18 protein-coding genes are annotated in these 18,772 nt (G+C 63.5%); 8 read left to right on the top strand and 10 right to left on the bottom strand.

The window, feature by feature from the left end; genetic code table 11:
- Window positions 1-212 precede the first annotated feature (212 nt).
- The 3 genes from GPA21_RS02195 to GPA21_RS02185 are packed head-to-tail and all read right to left on the bottom strand — an operon-like array spanning window position 213 to window position 2,288.
- Entirely contained in the window at window positions 213-1,076 is an 864-nt protein-coding gene (locus GPA21_RS02195; protein WP_168986575.1) for a Tim44 domain-containing protein, read from the bottom strand.
- 49 nt (window positions 1,077-1,125) lie between these two features.
- Window positions 1,126-1,863 carry a bifunctional demethylmenaquinone methyltransferase/2-methoxy-6-polyprenyl-1,4-benzoquinol methylase UbiE gene (gene ubiE, locus GPA21_RS02190; RefSeq protein ID WP_168986574.1) on the bottom strand — a complete coding sequence of 246 codons (738 nt, stop codon included), beginning with the start codon at window positions 1,861-1,863 and terminating at the stop codon, window positions 1,126-1,128.
- A gap of 2 nt (window positions 1,864-1,865) precedes the next feature.
- Complete coding sequence (locus tag GPA21_RS02185; protein WP_168986573.1) at window positions 1,866-2,288, bottom strand: gamma-butyrobetaine hydroxylase family protein; 423 nt, start codon at window positions 2,286-2,288, stop codon at window positions 1,866-1,868.
- A 178-nt stretch (window positions 2,289-2,466) separates the two neighbouring features.
- On the opposite strand from GPA21_RS02185, the gene phoB reads away from it, so the two are divergent.
- Complete coding sequence (phoB, locus tag GPA21_RS02180; protein ID WP_168986572.1) at window positions 2,467-3,168, top strand: phosphate regulon transcriptional regulator PhoB; 702 nt, start codon at window positions 2,467-2,469, stop codon at window positions 3,166-3,168.
- Between the two features lie 111 nt (window positions 3,169-3,279).
- Entirely contained in the window at window positions 3,280-4,623 is a 1,344-nt protein-coding gene (phoR, locus tag GPA21_RS02175; RefSeq protein ID WP_246261702.1) for a phosphate regulon sensor histidine kinase PhoR, read from the top strand.
- A gap of 9 nt (window positions 4,624-4,632) precedes the next feature.
- Here phoR and GPA21_RS02170 read toward each other — a convergent pair whose 3' ends face one another.
- From GPA21_RS02170 to gatC, 7 genes are all read right to left on the bottom strand, one after another.
- Entirely contained in the window at window positions 4,633-6,246 is a 1,614-nt protein-coding gene (locus GPA21_RS02170; protein WP_168986571.1) for a hypothetical protein, read from the bottom strand.
- 44 nt (window positions 6,247-6,290) lie between these two features.
- On the bottom strand, window positions 6,291-6,701 hold the full coding sequence (locus GPA21_RS02165) for an HIT family protein (RefSeq protein WP_168986570.1): 411 nt from the start codon (window positions 6,699-6,701) through the stop codon (window positions 6,291-6,293).
- Window positions 6,702-6,782: 81 nt separating this feature from the next.
- The gene (locus GPA21_RS02160) at window positions 6,783-7,598 is read right to left on the bottom strand and encodes a class II glutamine amidotransferase (protein WP_168986569.1); all 816 of its coding nucleotides are present in this window, start codon (window positions 7,596-7,598) and stop codon (window positions 6,783-6,785) included.
- A 168-nt stretch (window positions 7,599-7,766) separates the two neighbouring features.
- Window positions 7,767-8,303 (bottom strand): DUF3617 domain-containing protein, encoded by a 537-nt coding sequence (locus tag GPA21_RS02155; RefSeq protein ID WP_168986568.1) that lies wholly within the window; start codon window positions 8,301-8,303, stop codon window positions 7,767-7,769.
- A 23-nt stretch (window positions 8,304-8,326) separates the two neighbouring features.
- A complete protein-coding gene (gatB, locus tag GPA21_RS02150) occupies window positions 8,327-9,784 on the bottom strand; it encodes an Asp-tRNA(Asn)/Glu-tRNA(Gln) amidotransferase subunit GatB (protein WP_168986567.1) in 1,458 nt (485 codons plus the stop codon).
- Between the two features lie 16 nt (window positions 9,785-9,800).
- Window positions 9,801-11,279, bottom strand: coding sequence for an Asp-tRNA(Asn)/Glu-tRNA(Gln) amidotransferase subunit GatA (gene gatA, locus GPA21_RS02145; RefSeq protein ID WP_168986566.1), 1,479 nt, complete (start codon window positions 11,277-11,279; stop codon window positions 9,801-9,803).
- 82 nt (window positions 11,280-11,361) lie between these two features.
- On the bottom strand, window positions 11,362-11,649 hold the full coding sequence (gene gatC, locus GPA21_RS02140) for an Asp-tRNA(Asn)/Glu-tRNA(Gln) amidotransferase subunit GatC (protein ID WP_168986565.1): 288 nt from the start codon (window positions 11,647-11,649) through the stop codon (window positions 11,362-11,364).
- Between the two features lie 118 nt (window positions 11,650-11,767).
- On the opposite strand from gatC, the gene GPA21_RS02135 reads away from it, so the two are divergent.
- The 6 genes from GPA21_RS02135 (at window position 11,768) to GPA21_RS02110 (ending at window position 18,713) form a co-directional block, all read left to right on the top strand.
- Entirely contained in the window at window positions 11,768-12,811 is a 1,044-nt protein-coding gene (locus GPA21_RS02135; protein WP_168986564.1) for a rod shape-determining protein, read from the top strand.
- 43 nt (window positions 12,812-12,854) lie between these two features.
- Complete coding sequence (gene mreC / locus GPA21_RS02130) at window positions 12,855-13,802, top strand: rod shape-determining protein MreC (protein ID WP_168986563.1); 948 nt, start codon at window positions 12,855-12,857, stop codon at window positions 13,800-13,802.
- A 202-nt stretch (window positions 13,803-14,004) separates the two neighbouring features.
- On the top strand, window positions 14,005-14,526 hold the full coding sequence (gene mreD / locus GPA21_RS02125) for a rod shape-determining protein MreD (RefSeq protein ID WP_168986562.1): 522 nt from the start codon (window positions 14,005-14,007) through the stop codon (window positions 14,524-14,526).
- 9 nt (window positions 14,527-14,535) lie between these two features.
- Window positions 14,536-16,434 carry a penicillin-binding protein 2 gene (gene mrdA / locus GPA21_RS02120; RefSeq protein ID WP_168986561.1) on the top strand — a complete coding sequence of 633 codons (1,899 nt, stop codon included), beginning with the start codon at window positions 14,536-14,538 and terminating at the stop codon, window positions 16,432-16,434.
- Window positions 16,431-17,573, top strand: coding sequence for a rod shape-determining protein RodA (gene rodA, locus GPA21_RS02115; protein ID WP_168986560.1), 1,143 nt, complete (start codon window positions 16,431-16,433; stop codon window positions 17,571-17,573). The genes mrdA and rodA overlap by 4 nt, the downstream gene beginning before the upstream one ends.
- Before the next feature lie 6 nt (window positions 17,574-17,579).
- The gene (locus tag GPA21_RS02110; RefSeq protein ID WP_246261700.1) at window positions 17,580-18,713 is read left to right on the top strand and encodes a septal ring lytic transglycosylase RlpA family protein; all 1,134 of its coding nucleotides are present in this window, start codon (window positions 17,580-17,582) and stop codon (window positions 18,711-18,713) included.
- The last annotated feature ends 59 nt before the right edge of the window (window positions 18,714-18,772 follow it).

Below are 18,772 nucleotides of genomic sequence, written 5' to 3'. Positions count from 1 at the left end.
AATTGGAAGGCAACACCAATGGCCATCGGCTTGGGGCGATCTGACACCTGCGCGAAGAGTAAAGCCCTTACCATCCAGCACTTCCCCATGCCGAGCTGAGTACCTGCTAATCAGGTTTGCGCTCGTACGGCCACCGGAAGTTGTGTCGCAGCGGTCTGCACGGCGCCGGGAGACCAGCGCCGTGCAGACCGAAGCGTTAGACCATCGCGTGCTCAGGCAACTTGCTGGATGCCGGCAATCAGCCAGCCGCGGTCGGAGACCTTCGATTTCGTGAGATGCCAGATTTCGTCGAAGGCCGTCGGCGCGCTACCGGCTTCTTCACGCAGGAGGCCGTTGAAACGCACGCTGACGACGTAACGGCTCTCCTCCTCTTCGACCTCGATGACCTCGGCGTTGAGCTCCACGACATCGGTCCGCTGCCCGGGGGTGTGGAAGTCGTTCATCTGCATGCGGATCTCGGCGAACATCTCGGGTGTGGTGAACTCGCGGATATCGTCGAGGTTGCCCTCATCGTGTGCGGCTTGCAGGCGGATGAAGTTGACCTTGGCCTGGCGGGCGAAGCCTTCTGCATCGAAATCAGGGTGCTGACTGGCAACCGCGGGTGCCACCGAAGCGCTGGCGCTCATCGGTTGATGAAACGGCGCGGCGGGCTCGGGGCGGCCGGCGCCTTGACCGGCGGCTGCGAACTGCATTTGTCCGTTACGGCCGCCCTGGTTTGCAGCGGCACGACGCGACAGCATGCGGAAGAGCATGACCGCGGCGAGCACCATCAGTGCGATGAGCACGAAGGAGGCGAACCCCTCGCCCAACCCGAGGTGCGAGAACAGGGCGGCAAGGCCGAGACCTGCAGCGAGGCCCGCGATCGGACCCATCCAGGAGCGACCGCCCTGTTGTGCTGCCGCACCCTGGCCCTGGCGCTGAGGCGTGGCCGCAGGTTGCCGGGGTTGGGACGGCGGGGTTGCCTGGCGTTGCATGCCGAAGCTGCTGCCCCCGCCCAGCCGACGCGCTTCGGCATCAGGCACGAATCCGGCGAAAGCGAAGATGGCGACGACGAAACTGATCACTAGATGCTTCATCTTGTTATGGACTCCTTGAAACGAAATCGGAAAACGCGAGCGCCCAGGCTCACATCTTGTAGCCGCGGTGCAGGCAGACCACACCACCGGTCATGTTGAAGTAGTCGACTCGCTTGAGACCGACTTGTTCCATCAACTGCTTGAGCTCGTCCTGGGATGGGTGCATCCGGATCGATTCCGCCAGATAGCGGTAGCTGTCGGCGTCATTCGCCACGCGCTGCCCCATCCACGGGAGAATCTTGAACGAATAGAAGTCGTACGCCGGCGCCAGCGGACCCCATACCTTGGAGAACTCGAGTACCAGCAGACGCCCGCCGGGTCGCAGCACGCGAAGCATTTCTGCAAGCGCCTGGTCCTTGTGGGTCATGTTGCGCAGGCCGAAAGCAACGGTCACGCAATCGAACCAGTTTGACGGAAACGGAAGCTTCTCGGCGTCACACTGTGCGACTGGCCCGTTGAATCCGTTGTCGATCAGCCGGTCACGCCCGCGCGCGAGCATCGCATGGTTGATATCCGTGAGCCATACCTGTCCGCTTGAACCGACCTTGCGGGAAAAGGCGAGCGACAGATCGGCGGTGCCGCCGGCGACGTCGAGCACGCGGTCGCCCGGTCCCACGCCGGAAATCTGGATCGTGAATGTTTTCCAGAGGCGGTGAAGTCCGAGCGACATCAAGTCGTTCATGATGTCGTAGCGATTCGCCACCGACGAAAAAACCTTTTCGACGTGTTTGCTCTTCTCGGCCTCGGGGACCGACTGAAAGCCGAAGTGTGTCTTGTTATCGCTCATGCTCAGTGCTTTGAACAACCACTCGATTTCGGGGCGGGCGGAGGCGCGAGAGCCGGGTCGCGACTCGCGCCCTCGGCCTCGAGGCGTGCGAGGTACTCTTCCCACAACGCCTCGTAGCGACTGCCCAACATGTAGAGGTAGTCCCAGGAATACAAGCCGCTGTCGTGCCCGTCCGAAAACGTCGGTTTGATCGCATAGTTGCCTACAGGGTCGAGACCGGTGATGTAGACATCCTGCTTGCCGACCTGCAGCACCTCCTGCCCCGGTCCGTGACCGCGCACCTCCGCGGAGGGAGAGTAGACTCGCAAAAACTCGAACGGCAGCGAAAAGCGATTGCCGTCGTCGAATGTGATCTCGAGCAGTCGTGACTTGCGATGCATCGTGATGTCGGTGGGGATCGGTGTGTTCTTGTCTAGTCCGGCCATGGCGAGGGGTGAACCAGGTTTTGGGTTGGGGTCCCAATCATACCCGAATCCCCGGCCGTTAAAGCCCTTGCGGGTCGGCGGTCGTGCAAGCGGGAGTGTGTCGGGCGGAGCGGTTTATGTTGTCACAAAAACGTCAAATAGCTGCAATACACTGCAGGCTCTCACAGAGGGAGCAGTCATGCCTGCCAATATTCTTCTTGTAGAAGACGAGCCTGCGATCCAGGAGCTCATAGCGGTGAATCTCACCCGAGCGGGCCACCACGTGGTGCGGGTCTCGGACGCGGAAACCGCCGAGCGCATGGTGCGCGAGGCCTTGCCGGACCTCATCCTGCTCGACTGGATGCTGCCCGGCATGTCGGGTGTTGAGCTGGCGCGCCGGCTTCGCGCGGACGAGCGAACCCGGCCGGTGCCGATCATCATGCTGACCGCCCGCGGCGAAGAGCAGGACAAGGTGGTTGGACTGGATACCGGCGCGGACGATTACATCACCAAACCGTTCAGCCCGCGAGAGCTCGTTGCCCGCATCAAGGCGGTATTGCGTCGGCGCGCCCCGCAGGTCACCGACGACCCGGTCGAGGCCGGTGGCATTCGCCTGGATCCGAGCACGCACCGCGTCAGTGCGAACGGTCAGTCGCTGTCTCTGGGCCCGACCGAGTTCCGGCTGCTGCACTTTCTCATGACGCATCCCGAGCGGGTGCATTCGCGCACCCAACTGCTCGATCGCGTGTGGGGTGACCATGTGTTCGTCGAGGAGCGCACGGTGGATGTGCATATCCGCCGGTTGCGTTCGGCTCTCGAACAAACCGGCCATGACGCACTCGTGCAGACCGTGCGCGGCAGTGGCTACCGGTTCTCCACTCAGCTCGAAAGCAACACCTGAAAACTGATCGTCGCCGTCGTCCCGGGGGCACGCGACAGCGCAGACCGGTGGTGGGCGTCCACCATCAAGTCCGCTGATGCGGAGGGCGGTTGCGTCCGCAGCGCGCGTACAATGAGCAGCGATGCCGCACTAACATCGATCATGCCGCCTCCCTCACGTCCCGTCTGGATTCCGACTCTTTATGCACTGGCCGCCACCGGCTTGCTTGGCCTTGCCACGCTGTGGTCTGTCGGCTCCGGGTTGGCCGTTGCCGTAATCATGTTCGGAATGCTGGCGATCATTTTCCGGCATTTGCTCAACCTGGCGCGCCTGCAGTTCTGGCTGGAGGACGCGCAACAGGTACCCGAGGGTAGCGGCGAGTGGGCGCCGGTTTTCAAACGGCTCGACCAGCGACTGCGAGATCTGCAGCAGCGACACGACAAACTGGTCGCTTCGCTCGAGCGCTTCCGTGCCGCCAGTCAGGCGATGCCCGATGGCGTCATCTACCTCGGTGACGACGGTCGTATCGAATGGATCAACCAGAAGGCCGAGCAGCACTTCGGGCTCAATCACCTATCCGACCTGGGGCATCCGCTGGTCGGACTGGTGCGCCACCCTGAGCTGTTGAGCTACCTCGAGAAAGGGCCGTCAGATGAGCCCCTGGTGATTCCGTCTCCGCGCAGGCCCGCGATCCGCCTCATGATTCAGCGGGTTCCCTTTGCCGAAGACCGGCAAATGCTGGTGTCGCGCGATATCACCCAGATAGAGAAGCTGGAGACGATGCGCCGCGACTTCATTGCCAACGTCTCGCACGAGCTACGCACACCGCTCACCGTGGTTGGTGGTTTCGTGGAGACGGTGATGGACGGGCTGGATGACCTGCCGCGCGAGGACGTTCTACGTTATCTCAATCTCGCACTCGAGCAGTCCGTGCGCATGCAGCGCCTGATCGAGGACTTGCTGGCGCTGTCCGCGCTGGAAACCGGCGCGCCGCCGCCGCGGGAAGAGCGCGTCAGCGTTCTCGACCTCGTGCGCAAGGTCCATCAGGAGGCAGAGTTGTTGTCTGCCGGTCGGCATGAGGTCAAGCTGCTGATCGACGAGCGTGATGAAGGCGACCAGTTGCTGGGCAGCCAGAAGGAACTGCACTCGGCATTCGCCAACCTCGCGAGCAACGCGGTGCGTTACACGCAACCGGGCGGAACGATCAGCATTGGCTGGCAGCATACCCGCAAGGGTGCCGAGTTCACGGTCGAAGACAACGGTATCGGAATCGCACCTGAACACATCAGTCGTCTGACCGAGCGCTTCTTCCGGGTGGACCGGAGCCGCTCACGCGAGACCGGAGGCACCGGTCTCGGCCTGGCGATCGTCAAGCACATCCTCTCAAGGCATCACGGTGAGCTTCAAATCGAGAGCGAAGCGGGCAAGGGGAGCCGGTTCAGCGTTGTCTTCCCGGCGAATCGGCTCCGTCATTGAGGCGAGCACTCAAGTGCTCGATGTGACTGCTTCGTAGGCGACCTGGTCGTAGTTGGCGCCACGCTGCAACAGCGTGGTCAGTCGCACTTGTTTGACTTCGCCATCGTGGATCTCGATTACACGGTGCGGCTGGAACCAGCCGGCCGGAAGAACGAGCGACCGCGGCCGCTTGAGGGCTGGCGTCTCCGGAAGGCTGAAAGCCTGCTGATACGCACCGCGCACGGTGGCCTGCATGCCCACCTGGCGAACGGCGACAACACGCGGGATACCATTCAGCATGTTGATCCCGGCCTCGAGCATGCCGTCATCGTGAAACATCAGCCAGCTGATCTGGCCAAGCAGGAAGTGGCCGCCGTCAGCAGGGCGCAAGCCGACGAGTTGATGATGCTCGAGGCGCTCTGGGGACTGCAGCTGGGAAAGGCGGAAGCCCCCTACCGACTGATCTCTTATTTCCCAACGGCCGCAGACGAAGCCGAGCTTGTCGGCCTCGCGACGTCGCTGCAGTTCGACGTCGTCCAGGTTGCGGCCATCAGCCCGTTCGCCAAAAGTCAGCAAAGTGATGTCACTGCGCAGACTGCGCGTGACCGGTGCCCCGCCCGGCTGTTCGAACAGCTTTCCCTGCACGTGAAAACCGATCGCAAGCCAGTCTCCGGTCAGCTCAACATGGCCGCGTCCGCCGCGGCGGGGAAAGCGGCGTCCGACCGACGCCAGACCCCAGGGGCGGTAAAGCGACAGCAACAGCTTTGCGCTTGCTTCGGCAGCACAATCCGACCCCAGGCCGAGAGACGCTGGAGTCACCCCTTGCTTGAGCTGCCCGAGCACCGCCTGAATCTGGCCCGCGAGCCTGCTGCCATCGAAGCGTCGCAAGGTCTTGCTTGTCGCGTTCAGCACACCGATGGGGCGCAGGCCGTGGTCGGCTGCAAGGTCTATCCCGTAGCTGGTCGGCTTGACGGCCGGATCGGCATCCTTGGCGCCGAGCAAAGTGCAGTAAGGCGCAAAGCGCTGCGACCAGCGACAAATCCAGTTGAACTCCCGCTCTCCCCGCCCGAAAGGGTTGGAGAGGTCGACCAGCAGAAAAGTGATGAAAGCTTCGGTCGCGCTCTGCGCCCGCCAGATCTGGTTGAGCGTGTCTGCGACCCGGATGTCGGCGACACCCTGTGCCTCGGCCATCGAGAAGCTCTCTTGCAGTTCGGCCCACATGCCGATTGGTACCGCACGGTGTGCGCGGAAGTATTCGAGCAGGGCAAGCCCTTTGTAATGGACCCGACGCTGGGCAAGCAGTGCGCGCTGGTCGTCGAGCGTGCCCGAGGTGGCGTCCCGGCGAGTGATTTCCGCATAGGATTCGGCGAGGTTGCGCCACAGCGCCACCACGCGCTTCAGAGTGGCGTTCTCGATGCTGTCGGGTGGCAGTGAACGGGAGGCATACCGCTTGGCCAGTTCAGCCTGGACCAGGGTTATCGTTTCCCGTGCGGCTTCGAGTACCTCCAGGTGCTGGTTCGATGGTGCGGTGCCGTCGAGCAGTCCGCTGACCATGTCGGACAGCGACTTCTGGGTTTCATCGACGTTGACCGGATTCAGCCGTTTCAGCAGGTCAAGGCATTCGGCCGGATTGCGATAGTCCATGAGTTCTCCACGTGCAGCATCATTCTTGTTGTTGATTGTGTTTGTCAGGTTTCACGTAACGATGATTCGATGGCCTGAGCCAGCAGCTCGCCAGGTGGTGCCGTCCGTCCGGTGCCGTCACGGCGGACAGGAGCCCAGATCGGGTCCGGAAAATTAGCGTCGTCGCGGAACCTTGGGATCACGTGCCAGTGCAAGTGGGGCACCAGGTTGCCAAGACTGGCGAGATTGATCTTGTCGGGTTGCATCAGGCTGCGCAGTGCCTTTTCGGTTGCGAGCACCACGTCAAGAAGGTGTTGCCGTTCGGCAGGCAGCAGATCCGACATCTCGGCAACGTGGGCCGACCACACCACCCGGCAAAAACCGGGAAACGCCTGGTCATCCACGGCGATGACACGGCACGCCTCATCCTGCCACAACACGGTTTCGGCCACGGGAACGCAAAGCGGGCAGGTCATGTCGCGAAGGCCCCCATAACCTTTGGTTACTCGAATTTACAGTTTATCCCCACTGAATGGCGCTGCGAAGCAAAAACGTGATCAATTCGTGACAGATTGCGACGTGAAGGCGAGCGTTTCTGTTGCCCCGAGATCTTCCGGTTCACCGTGGCTGAAGCTCAGCAGGTTGCCGGGTTCGATCAATGTCCAGGTCTCGTTGTCGGTCAGCGGCGTGGTGGCGATGACTGCAACCCTGTCCTGGGGCGTGGTGAGCCGTTCGAAATCCACCGCGACATCCTGGTCGGACAAATGCGCGACAGCAAACGGTGCCTTGCGCACGATGTACGCAAGGTGTGAAGAGCAGTGCGCGAACAGGCGTTCGCCATTGGACAGCATGAAGTTGAATTCGCCATGGCCGCCGATCTCCGTCGCGAGATCGCGCAGCGTGCGATGAAGTACATCCGGAGCAGGCATGCCTTCGGGGTGTCTCGATGCCAGTGACTGCATGATGTGGCAGAAGGCGAGCTCCGAGTCGGTGCTGCCAACCGGCCGGAAACGGCCATCGAGCTGAGGTGAAAAGTCGATCAGATTGCCGTTGTGGGCGAAGATCCAGTAGCGACCCCACAGCTCACGCTGGAAAGGATGCGTATTGTCGAGACGCATTTCACCCTGCGTCGCCTTGCGGATGTGGGCGATGACATTGAGCGAACGTATCGGATAGTTTCGCACCAGTTCCGCGACCGGGGATTCGATGCTTGCGCACGGGTCCAGGAATACACGTACGCCTTTTCCCTCGAAAAACGCGATGCCCCAGCCGTCGCGATGATGGTCGGTCAGCCCGCCTCGCGCTTGAAAGCCGGTAAAGGAAAAGCAGATATCGGTCGGCACATTGCAGTTCATGCCGAGCAGCTGACACATTTCGGACGACCCCCGGTGCTTAACCCATCGTGAGGTCATTATATCGTCGCCGCTACAGGAACTCCGGAATTCGCGGGTGTCACCGGTTCGCGCTTCTCCTCGGGCCGCTGTCGGCGCATATCGGCGCCTCGCGAATCGATCCAGTAGCGGGGGCAGGTGCCGCAGGGTTCAGCGTCGCTGCATTTGCTCGAGTTGCTTCATGATCGCTTCGAGGTCGATCTCGCCCATCCCGGGCAGGCCTGGCATACCGTCGATGATGACGTCCCCGGCTTGCTGGCCCGGAGCGCAGGCGCCGACCCATTGCGCTTCCAGTGTCATGTCGGTGCGTGCGATACCTTCCAGAGGCGGCGTGAAAGTGGTCGTGATGTTGCCCTGGTAGCTCCGCCGGACATCTCCTGTGAACACGCCTTCGACCTTGGCCTCCGAGCCGTCTGCATCGCAGGTCGCGTTGTAGATCAGGCGGTTGCCGTCTCGCCGGTAGCTCAGGTCGCGGCACTCGACGTCTTCCTCGGGTTGCATCAGCAGGTCGTCGACATCGTCGCCGATGCACACGCGATAGCTCATGCCCATGCCGCCCATCTGCACGATGGAGGTTTGCATCTGCCACAGGCCGGGATCGGGCCGGGGCATGTCTGCCGGAATCTGGGCGAATGCGCTGCCGACGAGCAGCGTACTCATGCATACGGTCAAGAATGGGGTCTTCATGGTGGTTATCCTCGTGTTGCGAATCAGCCGCCGAGCTTACGGCGCAGGATTTCGTTGACCTGTGCCGGGTTGGCCTTGCCGCGGCTGGCCTTCATGACTTGACCAACCAGCGCATTGAAGGCCTTTTCCTTGCCGGCCCGGAATTCGTCCACCGATTTCTGGTTGGCGGCGAGCACTTCGTCGATCATCGCCTCGATCGCGCCGCTGTCGGTAACCTGTTTCAGACCCTGCGCCTCGATGATGTCGTCAGCGCTGTCACCCTCGCCGTTCCACAGCGCGTCGAATACCTTCTTGCCGATGGCGTTGGAGATGGTGTTGTCGGCGATGCGGGTGACCAGGCCGGCGAGCTGTGTGGGTGATACCGGCGAGGCGGTGACATCGAGTTCGGCCTTGTTCAGTCTTGCGGCCAGATCGCCCATGACCCAGTTGGCGCATGTCTTGGCCTGCGCCTGGCCAGCGGCATCCACGGCAGCCTGGTAATAGGTGGCGACTTCGCGGCTGGCAGTCAGCGTGGTCGCGTCGTAGGCGGACAGGCCGTAGTCGTCGATGAAGCGGGCTTTCATCGCGGCCGGCAATTCGGGGAGCTGCTCGCGGACCCGGTCGATCCATTCCGGGACGATCACCAGAGGCATCAGATCGGGGTCCGGGAAGTAGCGGTAGTCGTGCGCGTCTTCCTTGGTCCGCATCACCCGGGTTTCACCGGTGTCCGGGTCGAACAGCACGGTGGCCTGCTGGATTGTGCCGCCGTCCTCGAGTCGCTCGATCTGCCACTGGACCTCGAAGTCGATGGCCTGTTGCAGGAAGCGGAAGGAATTGAGGTTCTTGATCTCGCGCCGGGTGCCGAGCGGCCCGCCGGGGCGGCGCACGGACACGTTGGCGTCGCAGCGGAACGAGCCTTCCTGCATGTTGCCGTCGCAGATCTCGATCCAGCGCACCAGTGCGTGCAGCGCGCGGGCGTAGGCCACCGCTTCGGCCGACGAACGCATGTCCGGCTCGGAGACGATCTCGAGCAGCGGCGTGCCGGCGCGGTTGAGATCGATGCCGCTCATGCCATGGAAGTCTTCGTGCAGACTCTTGCCAGCGTCTTCTTCGAGGTGGGCGCGGGTGAGATTGACGGTCTTTTCGTAGGCCTTGTCACCTTCGCCGACGCGGATCGTGATCGTGCCGCCGGAAACCACTGGCAGCTCGAACTGGCTGATCTGGTAACCCTTGGGAAGGTCCGGGTAGAAGTAGTTCTTTCGCGCGAAAACGCTCTTCGGAGCGACCTGTGCGTCGATCGCCAGGCCGAAGCGGATCGCGCGTTCGACCGCGCCGCGGTTGAGCACCGGCAACACCCCGGGCAGTGCGATGTCCACCGCGCTGGCCTGGCGGTTGGGTTCGCTGCCGAAGGCGGTCGAGGCGCCGGAGAAGATCTTGGAGGCGGTGTTGAGCTGGGCATGGACTTCCAGTCCGATGACCACTTCCCAGTCGTTTCTGCTCATGTCGGGTGACTCTCTTTCAGGCGGCGATCGCCGGGCGGCGCAGGTGCCAGTCGGTGGCCTGCTGGTAGCGGTGGGCGGTGCCGAGCAGGCGGGATTCGTCGAAGTAGTTGCCAATCAATTGCAGGCCGACCGGCAGCCCACCGTCGCCGAAACCTGCCGGGTGCGACAGGCCGGGCAGGCCGGCGAGGTTGACCGCGATGGTGTAGATGTCCGACAGGTACATCTGCACCGGGTCGTCGGTCTTGGCGCCGATCGCCCATGCGGTGGTCGGGCTGGTCGGCCCGGCGATGACGTCGCACTGCGTGAAGGCGGCGCGGAAATCCTCGGCGATCAGCCGGCGCAGCTTTTGCGCCTGCAGGTAGTAGGCGTCGTAATAGCCGTGCGACAGCACGTAGGTGCCGACCAGGATGCGGCGCTTGACCTCGGCACCGAAACCTTCGGCGCGGCTCTTGCGGTACATGTCGTCCAGGTCGCCGTACTCGGCGGCGCGGTGGCCGTAGCGCACACCGTCAAAGCGCGACAGGTTGCTCGACGCCTCGGCCGGCGCGAGTACGTAATACGCCGGAATCGCGAGCTTCGCATTGGGCAGCTTCACCGCCACGGTGGTGGCGCCCAGCCGGCGGTATTCTTCAATCGCGGCTTCGACCGCGGCGCGCACATCGGCCGCCAGACCGTCGCCGAAGAACTCCTCGGGCAGACCGATGCGCAACCCGGCGAGCGGGCGTGCCGGCTCGGCCGCGCTCTGCTGCAAGGCGAGGCTGTAGTCTTCGGCGGGGCGCTCGAGGCTGGTCGAGTCCCGCGGGTCGAAGCCCGCGATCGCCGACAGCATGAGCGCGCAATCCTCCGCTGAGGCGGCGAACACCCCGGCCTGATCGAAGGAGGAGGCATAGGCGATCATGCCGTAGCGGCTGACCACGCCGTAGGTTGGCTTGATGCCGGTCACCCCGGTCAGTGCGGCCGGCTGGCGCACCGAGCCGCCGGTGTCGGTGCCGGTTGCCGCCGGCACCAGGCGTGCGGCTACCGCCGCCGCCGACCCGCCGCTGGAGCCGCCCGGAATGCGGTCGGTGTTCCACGGGTTGCGCACTGCGCCGAAATGGGAGTTCTCGTTGGACGACCCCATCGCGAACTCGTCCATGTTGGTCTTGCCCAGCATCACCGCACCGGCGCGCCCCAGCAGCTCGACGACGTGCGCGTCATACGGGCTCACGAAGTTCGAGAGCATTCTGGAGCCGCAAGTGGTCAGCACCCCTTGGGTACAGAACACGTCCTTGTGCGCGATCGGGATGCCGGTCAACGGGCCGGCGCTGCCGGTGGCGATACGGGCGTCTGCAGCTCGGGCAGCGTCGAGTGCGCGGGCACGGTCGACGGTGATGAAGCTGTTCAGCGTGCCGTCGAGGCGGTCAATCCGGTCGAGGAACAGGTTTGCGAGTTCCACGCTTGAGGTCTGGCCTGCGTCGAGTGCGGCACGCAGTTCGGTAAGGCTGGCGTTGATCATGGGAGGGGTCGTGCAGTGTCGGTGGCGAGCAGCATGCCGACCGCGCCCCGCCGCAGCGCGGGCGGACGCGGTCGGCAGGGATTCATTCGATGACCTTGGGAACCAGGTAGAGGCCGGCTTCTGTCTGGGGTGCGACGCGTTGGAAGTCGTCGCGACGGTCGGTTTCGGTGACTGCGTCGTCGCGCAGGCGTTGGGCGACGTCTTGCGGATGGCTCATCGGCTCGACCCCGGAGGTGTCGATTGCCTGCATCTGTTCGACGAGTTCGAGGATGCCGTTGAGCTTGCTGCGGGTGGCTTCGGCGTCGCTCTCCGAGAGGTCGAGGCGGGCCAGTGAGGAGATCTTGCGGACGTCTTCGAGAGAGAGCGACATGTGATTACAAAACCCGCTTAATGCTTGAGAAATTGTAGGTTATCATAATCCCTTTCGCCCTTTCAGGTGCGATCTTCGGCCCCTCGCGGCACTGTCCTCACCGGTTTCGGGATTACCCATGTTTGGTTTCTTGCGTTCTTATTTTTCCAGTGATCTGGCGATCGACCTCGGCACCGCCAATACCCTCATTTACGTCAGGGGCAAGGGAATCGTTCTGGACGAGCCATCTGTCGTCGCGATCCGCACCGAGGGCGGTCCGACCGCCAAACGCACGATTCAGGCAGTGGGTGCCGCAGCAAAGCAGATGCTTGGCAAAACCCCGGGCAACATCAATGCCATTCGTCCGATGAAGGACGGCGTGATCGCAGACTTCGTCGTCACCGAGCAGATGATCAAGCAGTTCATCAAGAAGGTGCACGACTCCCGCATGTTCTCGCCGAGTCCGCGCATCATCATTTGCGTGCCTTGCGGCTCCACCCAAGTCGAGCGTCGTGCGATCCGTGACGCGGCCCTTGCCGCCGGTGCGAGCCAGGTGTTCCTGATCGAGGAGCCGATGGCCGCGGCCATCGGCGCCGGCCTGCCTGTGTCCGACGCGACCGGCTCGATGGTTGTCGACGTTGGCGGCGGCACTACCGAGGTCGGTGTGATCTCGTTGGGCGGTCTGGTCTACAGCGGTTCCGTGCGAGTGGGTGGCGACAAGTTCGACGAGGCCATCATCAACTATATCCGCCGCAACTACGGCATGCTCATCGGCGATACCACTGCCGAGAACATCAAGAAGAGCATCGGCTCGGCCTTCCCGGGCTCCGAGGTCCGCGAGCTAGAGGTCAAGGGTCGCAACCTCGCAGAGGGTATCCCCCGCAGTTTCACCATTTCGAGCAACGAAGTGCTCGAGGCGGTTGCTGAACCGCTCAACCAGATCGTTTCCGCAGTCAAGATCGCACTGGAGCAGACGCCGCCCGAACTGGGCGCCGACATCGCCGAGCGTGGCATCGTGCTCACCGGCGGCGGGGCACTGCTGCACGATCTGGATCGCCTGCTGATGGAAGAGACCGGCCTGCCGGTCTTCGTTGCCGACGAGCCGCTCACCTGCGTCGCCCGCGGTTGCGGCATGGCGCTGGACAAGATGGACGCCCTCGGATCCATCTTCGCTTCCGAGTAAATAGCACCCCTCGGCCGCCACACGCGCCGGGAGTGCATTGAAGATGTCGCTGGCCGGTCACCAGTCACCGCCCTTCTTTCAGCGCGGCCTCAGCCCATTCGCGAGGCTGCTGGTGTTCGTCGCGCTCAGTCTGTTCATTCTCGTCGCCGACCTGCGCTTCCGCTACCTCGAGGTGGTGCGCCAGGGCTTGTCGGTGGTCACCCATCCGCTGCAGCTCGCGGCGGCCGCGCCGGTGGATTTCGTGCGCAATGCCGCGGTGTATTTCGCGACTCTGGTCGAAGTACAGGTCGAAAACGCCGACCTGCGGCGCAGTCAGCTCGAGGCTGCCCAGCGATTGCTGCGCTTCGAACAGATCGAGCGCGAGAATCAGGAGCTGCGGCGCCTGCTGATGATGTCGCGCTCGGTCGCGGTGCATAGTCTCGCCGCCGAAATCCTTTACGATGCACCGGATCCCTTTGCGCGCACGGTCATCATCGACAAGGGTGGACACCATGGTGTTGCGACCGGACTGGCGGTCGTCGACGCGAATGGCATGATCGGCCAGGTTACGCGCGTTTATCCGATCCAGTCCGAAGTGACGCTGATCACCGACAAGGAGCAGTCGGTGCCGGTGCAGGTTGAGCGCACCGGTCAGCGCGGGGTGCTGGTCGGCGGCGGCAAGGGCCCGATGGAGTTGCGCCACATGCCGGCCGAGTCGGACATCGTCGCGGGCGACCGTCTGGTCACCTCCGGCCTCGATGGCTTCTTTCTCGCCGGATTGCCGGTTGCCGAGGTCACTCTGGTGGTACGCGACGGCGAGGTGTTCCTGACGGTATTCGGGGAACCTCTGGCCCGTGTCGAGCGCGCGATTCAGGTACTGGTGCTCGGCCGTGCCGAGCCTGCGCCGTCCAGACCCCGAGCCTCGGAGGCGATTCCAATCAGCGCTGACGATCTGGTCGACGAGGCTCAGGCGTCGGTCGAACCCGAGCCGGATGCGGAGGGGGCACAATGAGCGCCGCAGTTGCCACGTATTCGGAGAGCCGGGAACGTATCACTTTGCCTTCGGGTCGGACTTCGCGACGATTCGCCACGGATCTGACACCTGATTCGCGGCTCATGCCGCGCCTGCCCCAGTGCAAACCTTGGGGCGACCGCAATGTGCACCTGAAAATGCGGGCAAATGATTGCCCTTCGGCATGGAGCAATCCGAGCTAATGCAACCGACACATCGCTCGAATCGCATCCTGCAGCCTGCGCGCAACTGGTTCATCTATCTGAGCCTGTTGATCGCGCTCGGTCTGACCTACATTCCGACTGGACGTCTGCCAGGCGTGCCGGATTGGGTTGCGCTGGTGCTCGCCTTCTGGTGTGTGCGCGAGCCCTTGCGCGTCGGCATGGGCATGGGCTTCGTGCTTGGCTTGCTGGTGGATATCGGCCAGGGCGCCGCGATGGGGCAGCATGCCCTGGCCTACGTGGTGCTTTGCTTCTTCGCCAGTGCGCTGTCGCGGCGCATGCTCTGGTTCTCTGCCTGGCAGCAGGCCATGCATATACTCCCTTTGCTGCTGTTGGCGCAAAGCATCATGGTGCTGGTGCGGCTGATTGGCGGTGCCGAGTTCCCCGGTTGGTGGTATTTCCTGTCGAGCTTCTCGTCCGCCTTGTTGTGGGCGCCGCTCGGTTTTCTGTTGTTGTTGCCCCAGTACCAGCCGGTCGATCGTGATGACAACCGGCCGATCTGATTACCCTGCATGACCGAGTTTCGCAGCCCTGAAGCTGAGCTGGCGGCGTTCCGGCGGCGCCTGCTGGTTGCCGCCCTGTTCGTCACGGTCTGCTTCGGCCTGCTTGCAGCGCGTTTCTACTACCTGCAAGTGGTGCGCTTCGATTACTTTCATGCCCGCGCCGAGGGCAACCGCATCGCGGTGTTGCCGGTGGTGCCCAACCGGGGCGTCATCGTCGATCGCAACGGCACGCTGCTGGCGCGCAACTACTCGGTCCTCACGCTGGAGATCAATCCGGCGCGGGTGCGAAATCTGGATGCCACGATCGACGCGCTGGGCGAGATCGTCACCATCGAGGAACGCGACAGGCGACGCTTCCGCCGTTTGCTCCTCGAAACCAAGTATTTCGAGAGCGTACCGATCCGCACTCACCTGACCGACGAGGAAGTCGCGCGCATCGCCGTGCGCCTTTACCGCTTCCCGGGAGTCGAGGTGCAGGCGCGACTGTTCCGTGACTATCCCGAGGGCGCCTCAACCGCGCACGTGGTCGGCTATATCGGGCGGATCAACGAGCGTGATCAGCAACGCATCGAAGAGCGTGGCGAGACAGCCAACTATCGGGGCTCGGAGTACATCGGCAAGAGTGGACTCGAACTCAGCTACCAGCGCGAGCTGCACGGCACTACCGGGATCGAGCAGGTGGAGATCAACGCGGGCGGGCGGGCGGTGCGGTTGATGTCGCGCACCCCCGCGATACCAGGCAACGACCTGCAACTGACGCTCGACATCGGTCTGCAGCAGGCGGCCGAGGCCGCGCTCGGCAACCGAAGGGGTGCGGTGGTGGCCATCGAACCGGCGACCGGCGGTGTGCTGGCTTTGGCTTCCACCCCGTCTTTCGATCCCAACCTGTTCATCGATGGCATCTCGGTCGCGGAATGGCGGGCGCTATCGGATTCACCGGAGCACCCCCTGCTCAACCGCGCGCTCTACAGCGCCTATCCGCCTGGCTCGACGTATAAGCCCTTTATCGCGCTGCTCGGGCTGGAAAGCGGCAAGCGCCAGATCGAACAGCGTTTCAACAATCAGGGGCTGTTCACCTTCGTCGGCCAGCGTTATGTCGACCGCAAGTCGCGCTGCCAGCACAATGTCGATCTGCACGGGACCATCGTGCATTCCTGCAACACGTACTACTACCAGCTCGCGCACGATCTCGGCATTCAGGCGATCGCCGACTTCATGGGTCAGTTCGGCTTCGGACAGCGCACCGGCATCGACGTCCCTGGCGAGGCTACCGGTGTGCTGCCTTCGCCAGCCTGGAAGCGCAGCCGCTTTTCCAGCCGTGAGCAGCAGCAATGGTATGGCGGCGAAACCATCTCGGTGGGTATCGGCCAGGGATACAACGCTTTCACCCCAATCCAGCTCGCGAACGGGCTGGCGACCCTGCTCAATGGCGGAAATCTCTTCCGGCCGCATGTCGTCAGCCATATCGTCGATTCAGTGACCGGCGAGCGACGTCTGGTCGAGCCGGAGCCGATTGCGCGCATCCCGCTCAACCCCAGGCATGTCGACGCCATCCGTCAGGCGATGGCTGACGTCACCGTTACCGGCACCGCGGTGCAGGCCTTCAGGGATGCGCCCTACACCTCGGGGGGCAAGACCGGCACTGCACAGGTCTTCTCCCTGCGCGGCCAGCGCTACGATGCGGACAAGATCCCAGAACACTTGCGTGACCACGCCTGGTACATCGGTTTCGCCCCGGCCGAGAATCCGACCATCGCGCTGGCGGTGCTCGTCGAGAACGGCGGTTTCGGCGGTCAGTCGGCGGCGCCGGTGGCAAGACAGGTGTTCGACTACTATCTGCTCGGCGCGCCGGTTGAGGCGCCCGCTCAAGAAGGCGACCCCTTGCTGGCCGAGGAGCTCGAGCGATGAGCGGCTGGCGTTTCCATCCCCTCGCACTGCTGCAGGCGCTTTTCCGGCCGCTCGATCCATTGCTGCTGCTGGTGCTCGCGGGTTTGCTCGGCTACAGCTACGCGTTGATGATGAGCGCCTCGCCGGAGCGCTTGCCCGTGCTGCAGATTCACATGATGGCGGCGATTGGTGCGATGTGGGTGGTGGCGTTGCTGCCGCCCAAGCGCTTGCTGTCGCTTGCGCTACCGCTCTATCTCCTGGGGCTGTTCCTCCTTGTCGGGGTGTTCTTCCTGGGTGAGACGAGCAAGGGCGCAAAGCGATGGCTCGACATCGGCGTGGCGCGCATCCAGCCCTCGGAGATCATGAAGATCGCGGTGCCGCTGATGCTCGCCTGGTACTTCCAGCAGCGCGAGGGTCTGATCCGCTTCGGCGACTTCATCGTCGCGACGCTGCTGCTTGGCTTGCCGCTGGGCCTGATCGTGGTGCAGCCGGATCTCGGCACCAGTTTGCTGGTCGGTGCGGCGGGACTCTATGTGATCTTCTTCGCCGGTCTGTCATGGAAGCTCATCGTGCCTGTCGCCGTGGTCGCTGTGGTCGGTATCGGCGCAGTCGTCGGCTTCGGAGACACGCTTTGTCAGCCGGGGGTGGACTGGCAGGTGTTGCGCGATTACCAGAAACAACGGGTATGCACCCTGCTCGACCCCACCCAGGACCCGCTGGGTCGAGGTTTTCACACCATCCAGTCCACCATCGCAATCGGTTCCGGGGGCACGTTCGGTAAAGGCTGGCTCGAAGGCACCCAGACGCATCTGGCCTTCATCCCCGAGCGCCACACCGATTTCATCTTCTCGGTGCTGGCCGAGGAGTTCGGTCTGGTCGGTACATTGGGTCTGCTGGCGATCTATATGGTGCTGCTGCTGCGCGGGTTCTTCATCGCCGCGTTTGCACCGACGCTTGCATGCCGGCTGCTGGCAGGGGCGATCACCCTGGTGGTGTTCACCTATGCGTTTGTAAATATGGGCATGGTGAGCGGCATTTTGCCCGTGGTGGGTGTACCATTGCCGTTCATCAGCTACGGTGGTACCGCGCTGGTGACGCTCTGTCTCGGGATCGGCATCCTGATGAGCATCGAGCGTAACCGGCACGCGGTCAAAGAATAGGACATCATGACCATTCCGACCCTTTCCAGCCGGCAACACGCCATGCCGCCCAGCGCCCCGTTTTCAGTGCTCGCCTGCCGACTGGCAGTGGCGGGTGTTCTCGTTTTCGGTCTGGCGGCCTGCGGCGGCAAGCCGACCAGGGTTTCGGACGCTTCCGGCGCGACGACGGGCACTGCGCCGGCGAGTGCGGTCACTACCACACGTGGTGGCGGCTACTACCTCGACGATGGCCCCGACGCGGTGATCCCTGTCGGCCTGGACGAGATTCCCGATGCGGTACCGCGTATCGAGCCCTTTCACCGCCCGGCGTTTCGCCCATATACCGTGTTCGGCCAGGAGTACGTGCCACGTACCGAGCTCACGCCATTCCGCGAGCGGGGCCATGGCAGCTGGTACGGACGCCGCTTCCACGGCAACCCGACGTCTACCGGCGAGCCCTACGACATGTACGCAATGACCGCGGCGCACCCCACACTGCCGCTGCCCAGCTACGCACGGGTGACGAACATCGCCAACGGTCGCAGCGTCATCGTGCGCATCAACGACCGCGGCCCGTTCCTGCGCGGACGCATCATCGATCTCTCCTACGCCGCCGCTCATCGTCTCGGATACATCAACGCCGGCAGTGCGATGGTCGAGGTCGAATCCATCACCCATGAGGACATCCGCGTTGCCGATGCGCGCGGGGTGCCGGCATTGCCCGGCACGGCGTCCTCCGGGACTCAGATCGCATCGGCACCCACGCCTGCGGTCGCACCTGCTCCGACACAACAGCCGCCGCGCCAGATCGCAGCCATCGAGCAACAGAGCCTGCCACCATTGTTGCCACGCTCGCCCATCGCGAGCGATGCCGATGGCGCCGCGTTGCAAGCGGCCGCACCGTTACGGAACATGTCCGGGCCGGTGCAATCCGGGGCCTATCTGCAACTTGCTGCATTCTCCACCCCGGCCAACGCCGAGACGCTGGCGGCACGAGTGCGCACCGAACTCGCGGCCTTTGCCGACCGCCTGCATCTGCTCGACGAGGGCGGCCGCTACCGTTTGCAACTCGGTCCCTTCGCCTCCGCTGACGATGCCAGGCTCGAGGCGCAGCGCATCGGTATGATGTTCGACCTGCAACCTTTCGTCGTCATGCGTTGAACCAAGCCGCCGTCCGGCCGGTCAAGCTGTCTTCCGGTTGCCCGCGCCTGGCGCGGGCG

This window comes from Azoarcus taiwanensis, from assembly GCF_012910885.1.
GTDB lineage: Bacteria > Pseudomonadota > Gammaproteobacteria > Burkholderiales > Rhodocyclaceae > Azoarcus_F > Azoarcus_F taiwanensis.
The sequence above is the reverse complement of the archived record's forward strand: the minus strand, read 5'-3'. Positions and strand labels throughout refer to the sequence as shown.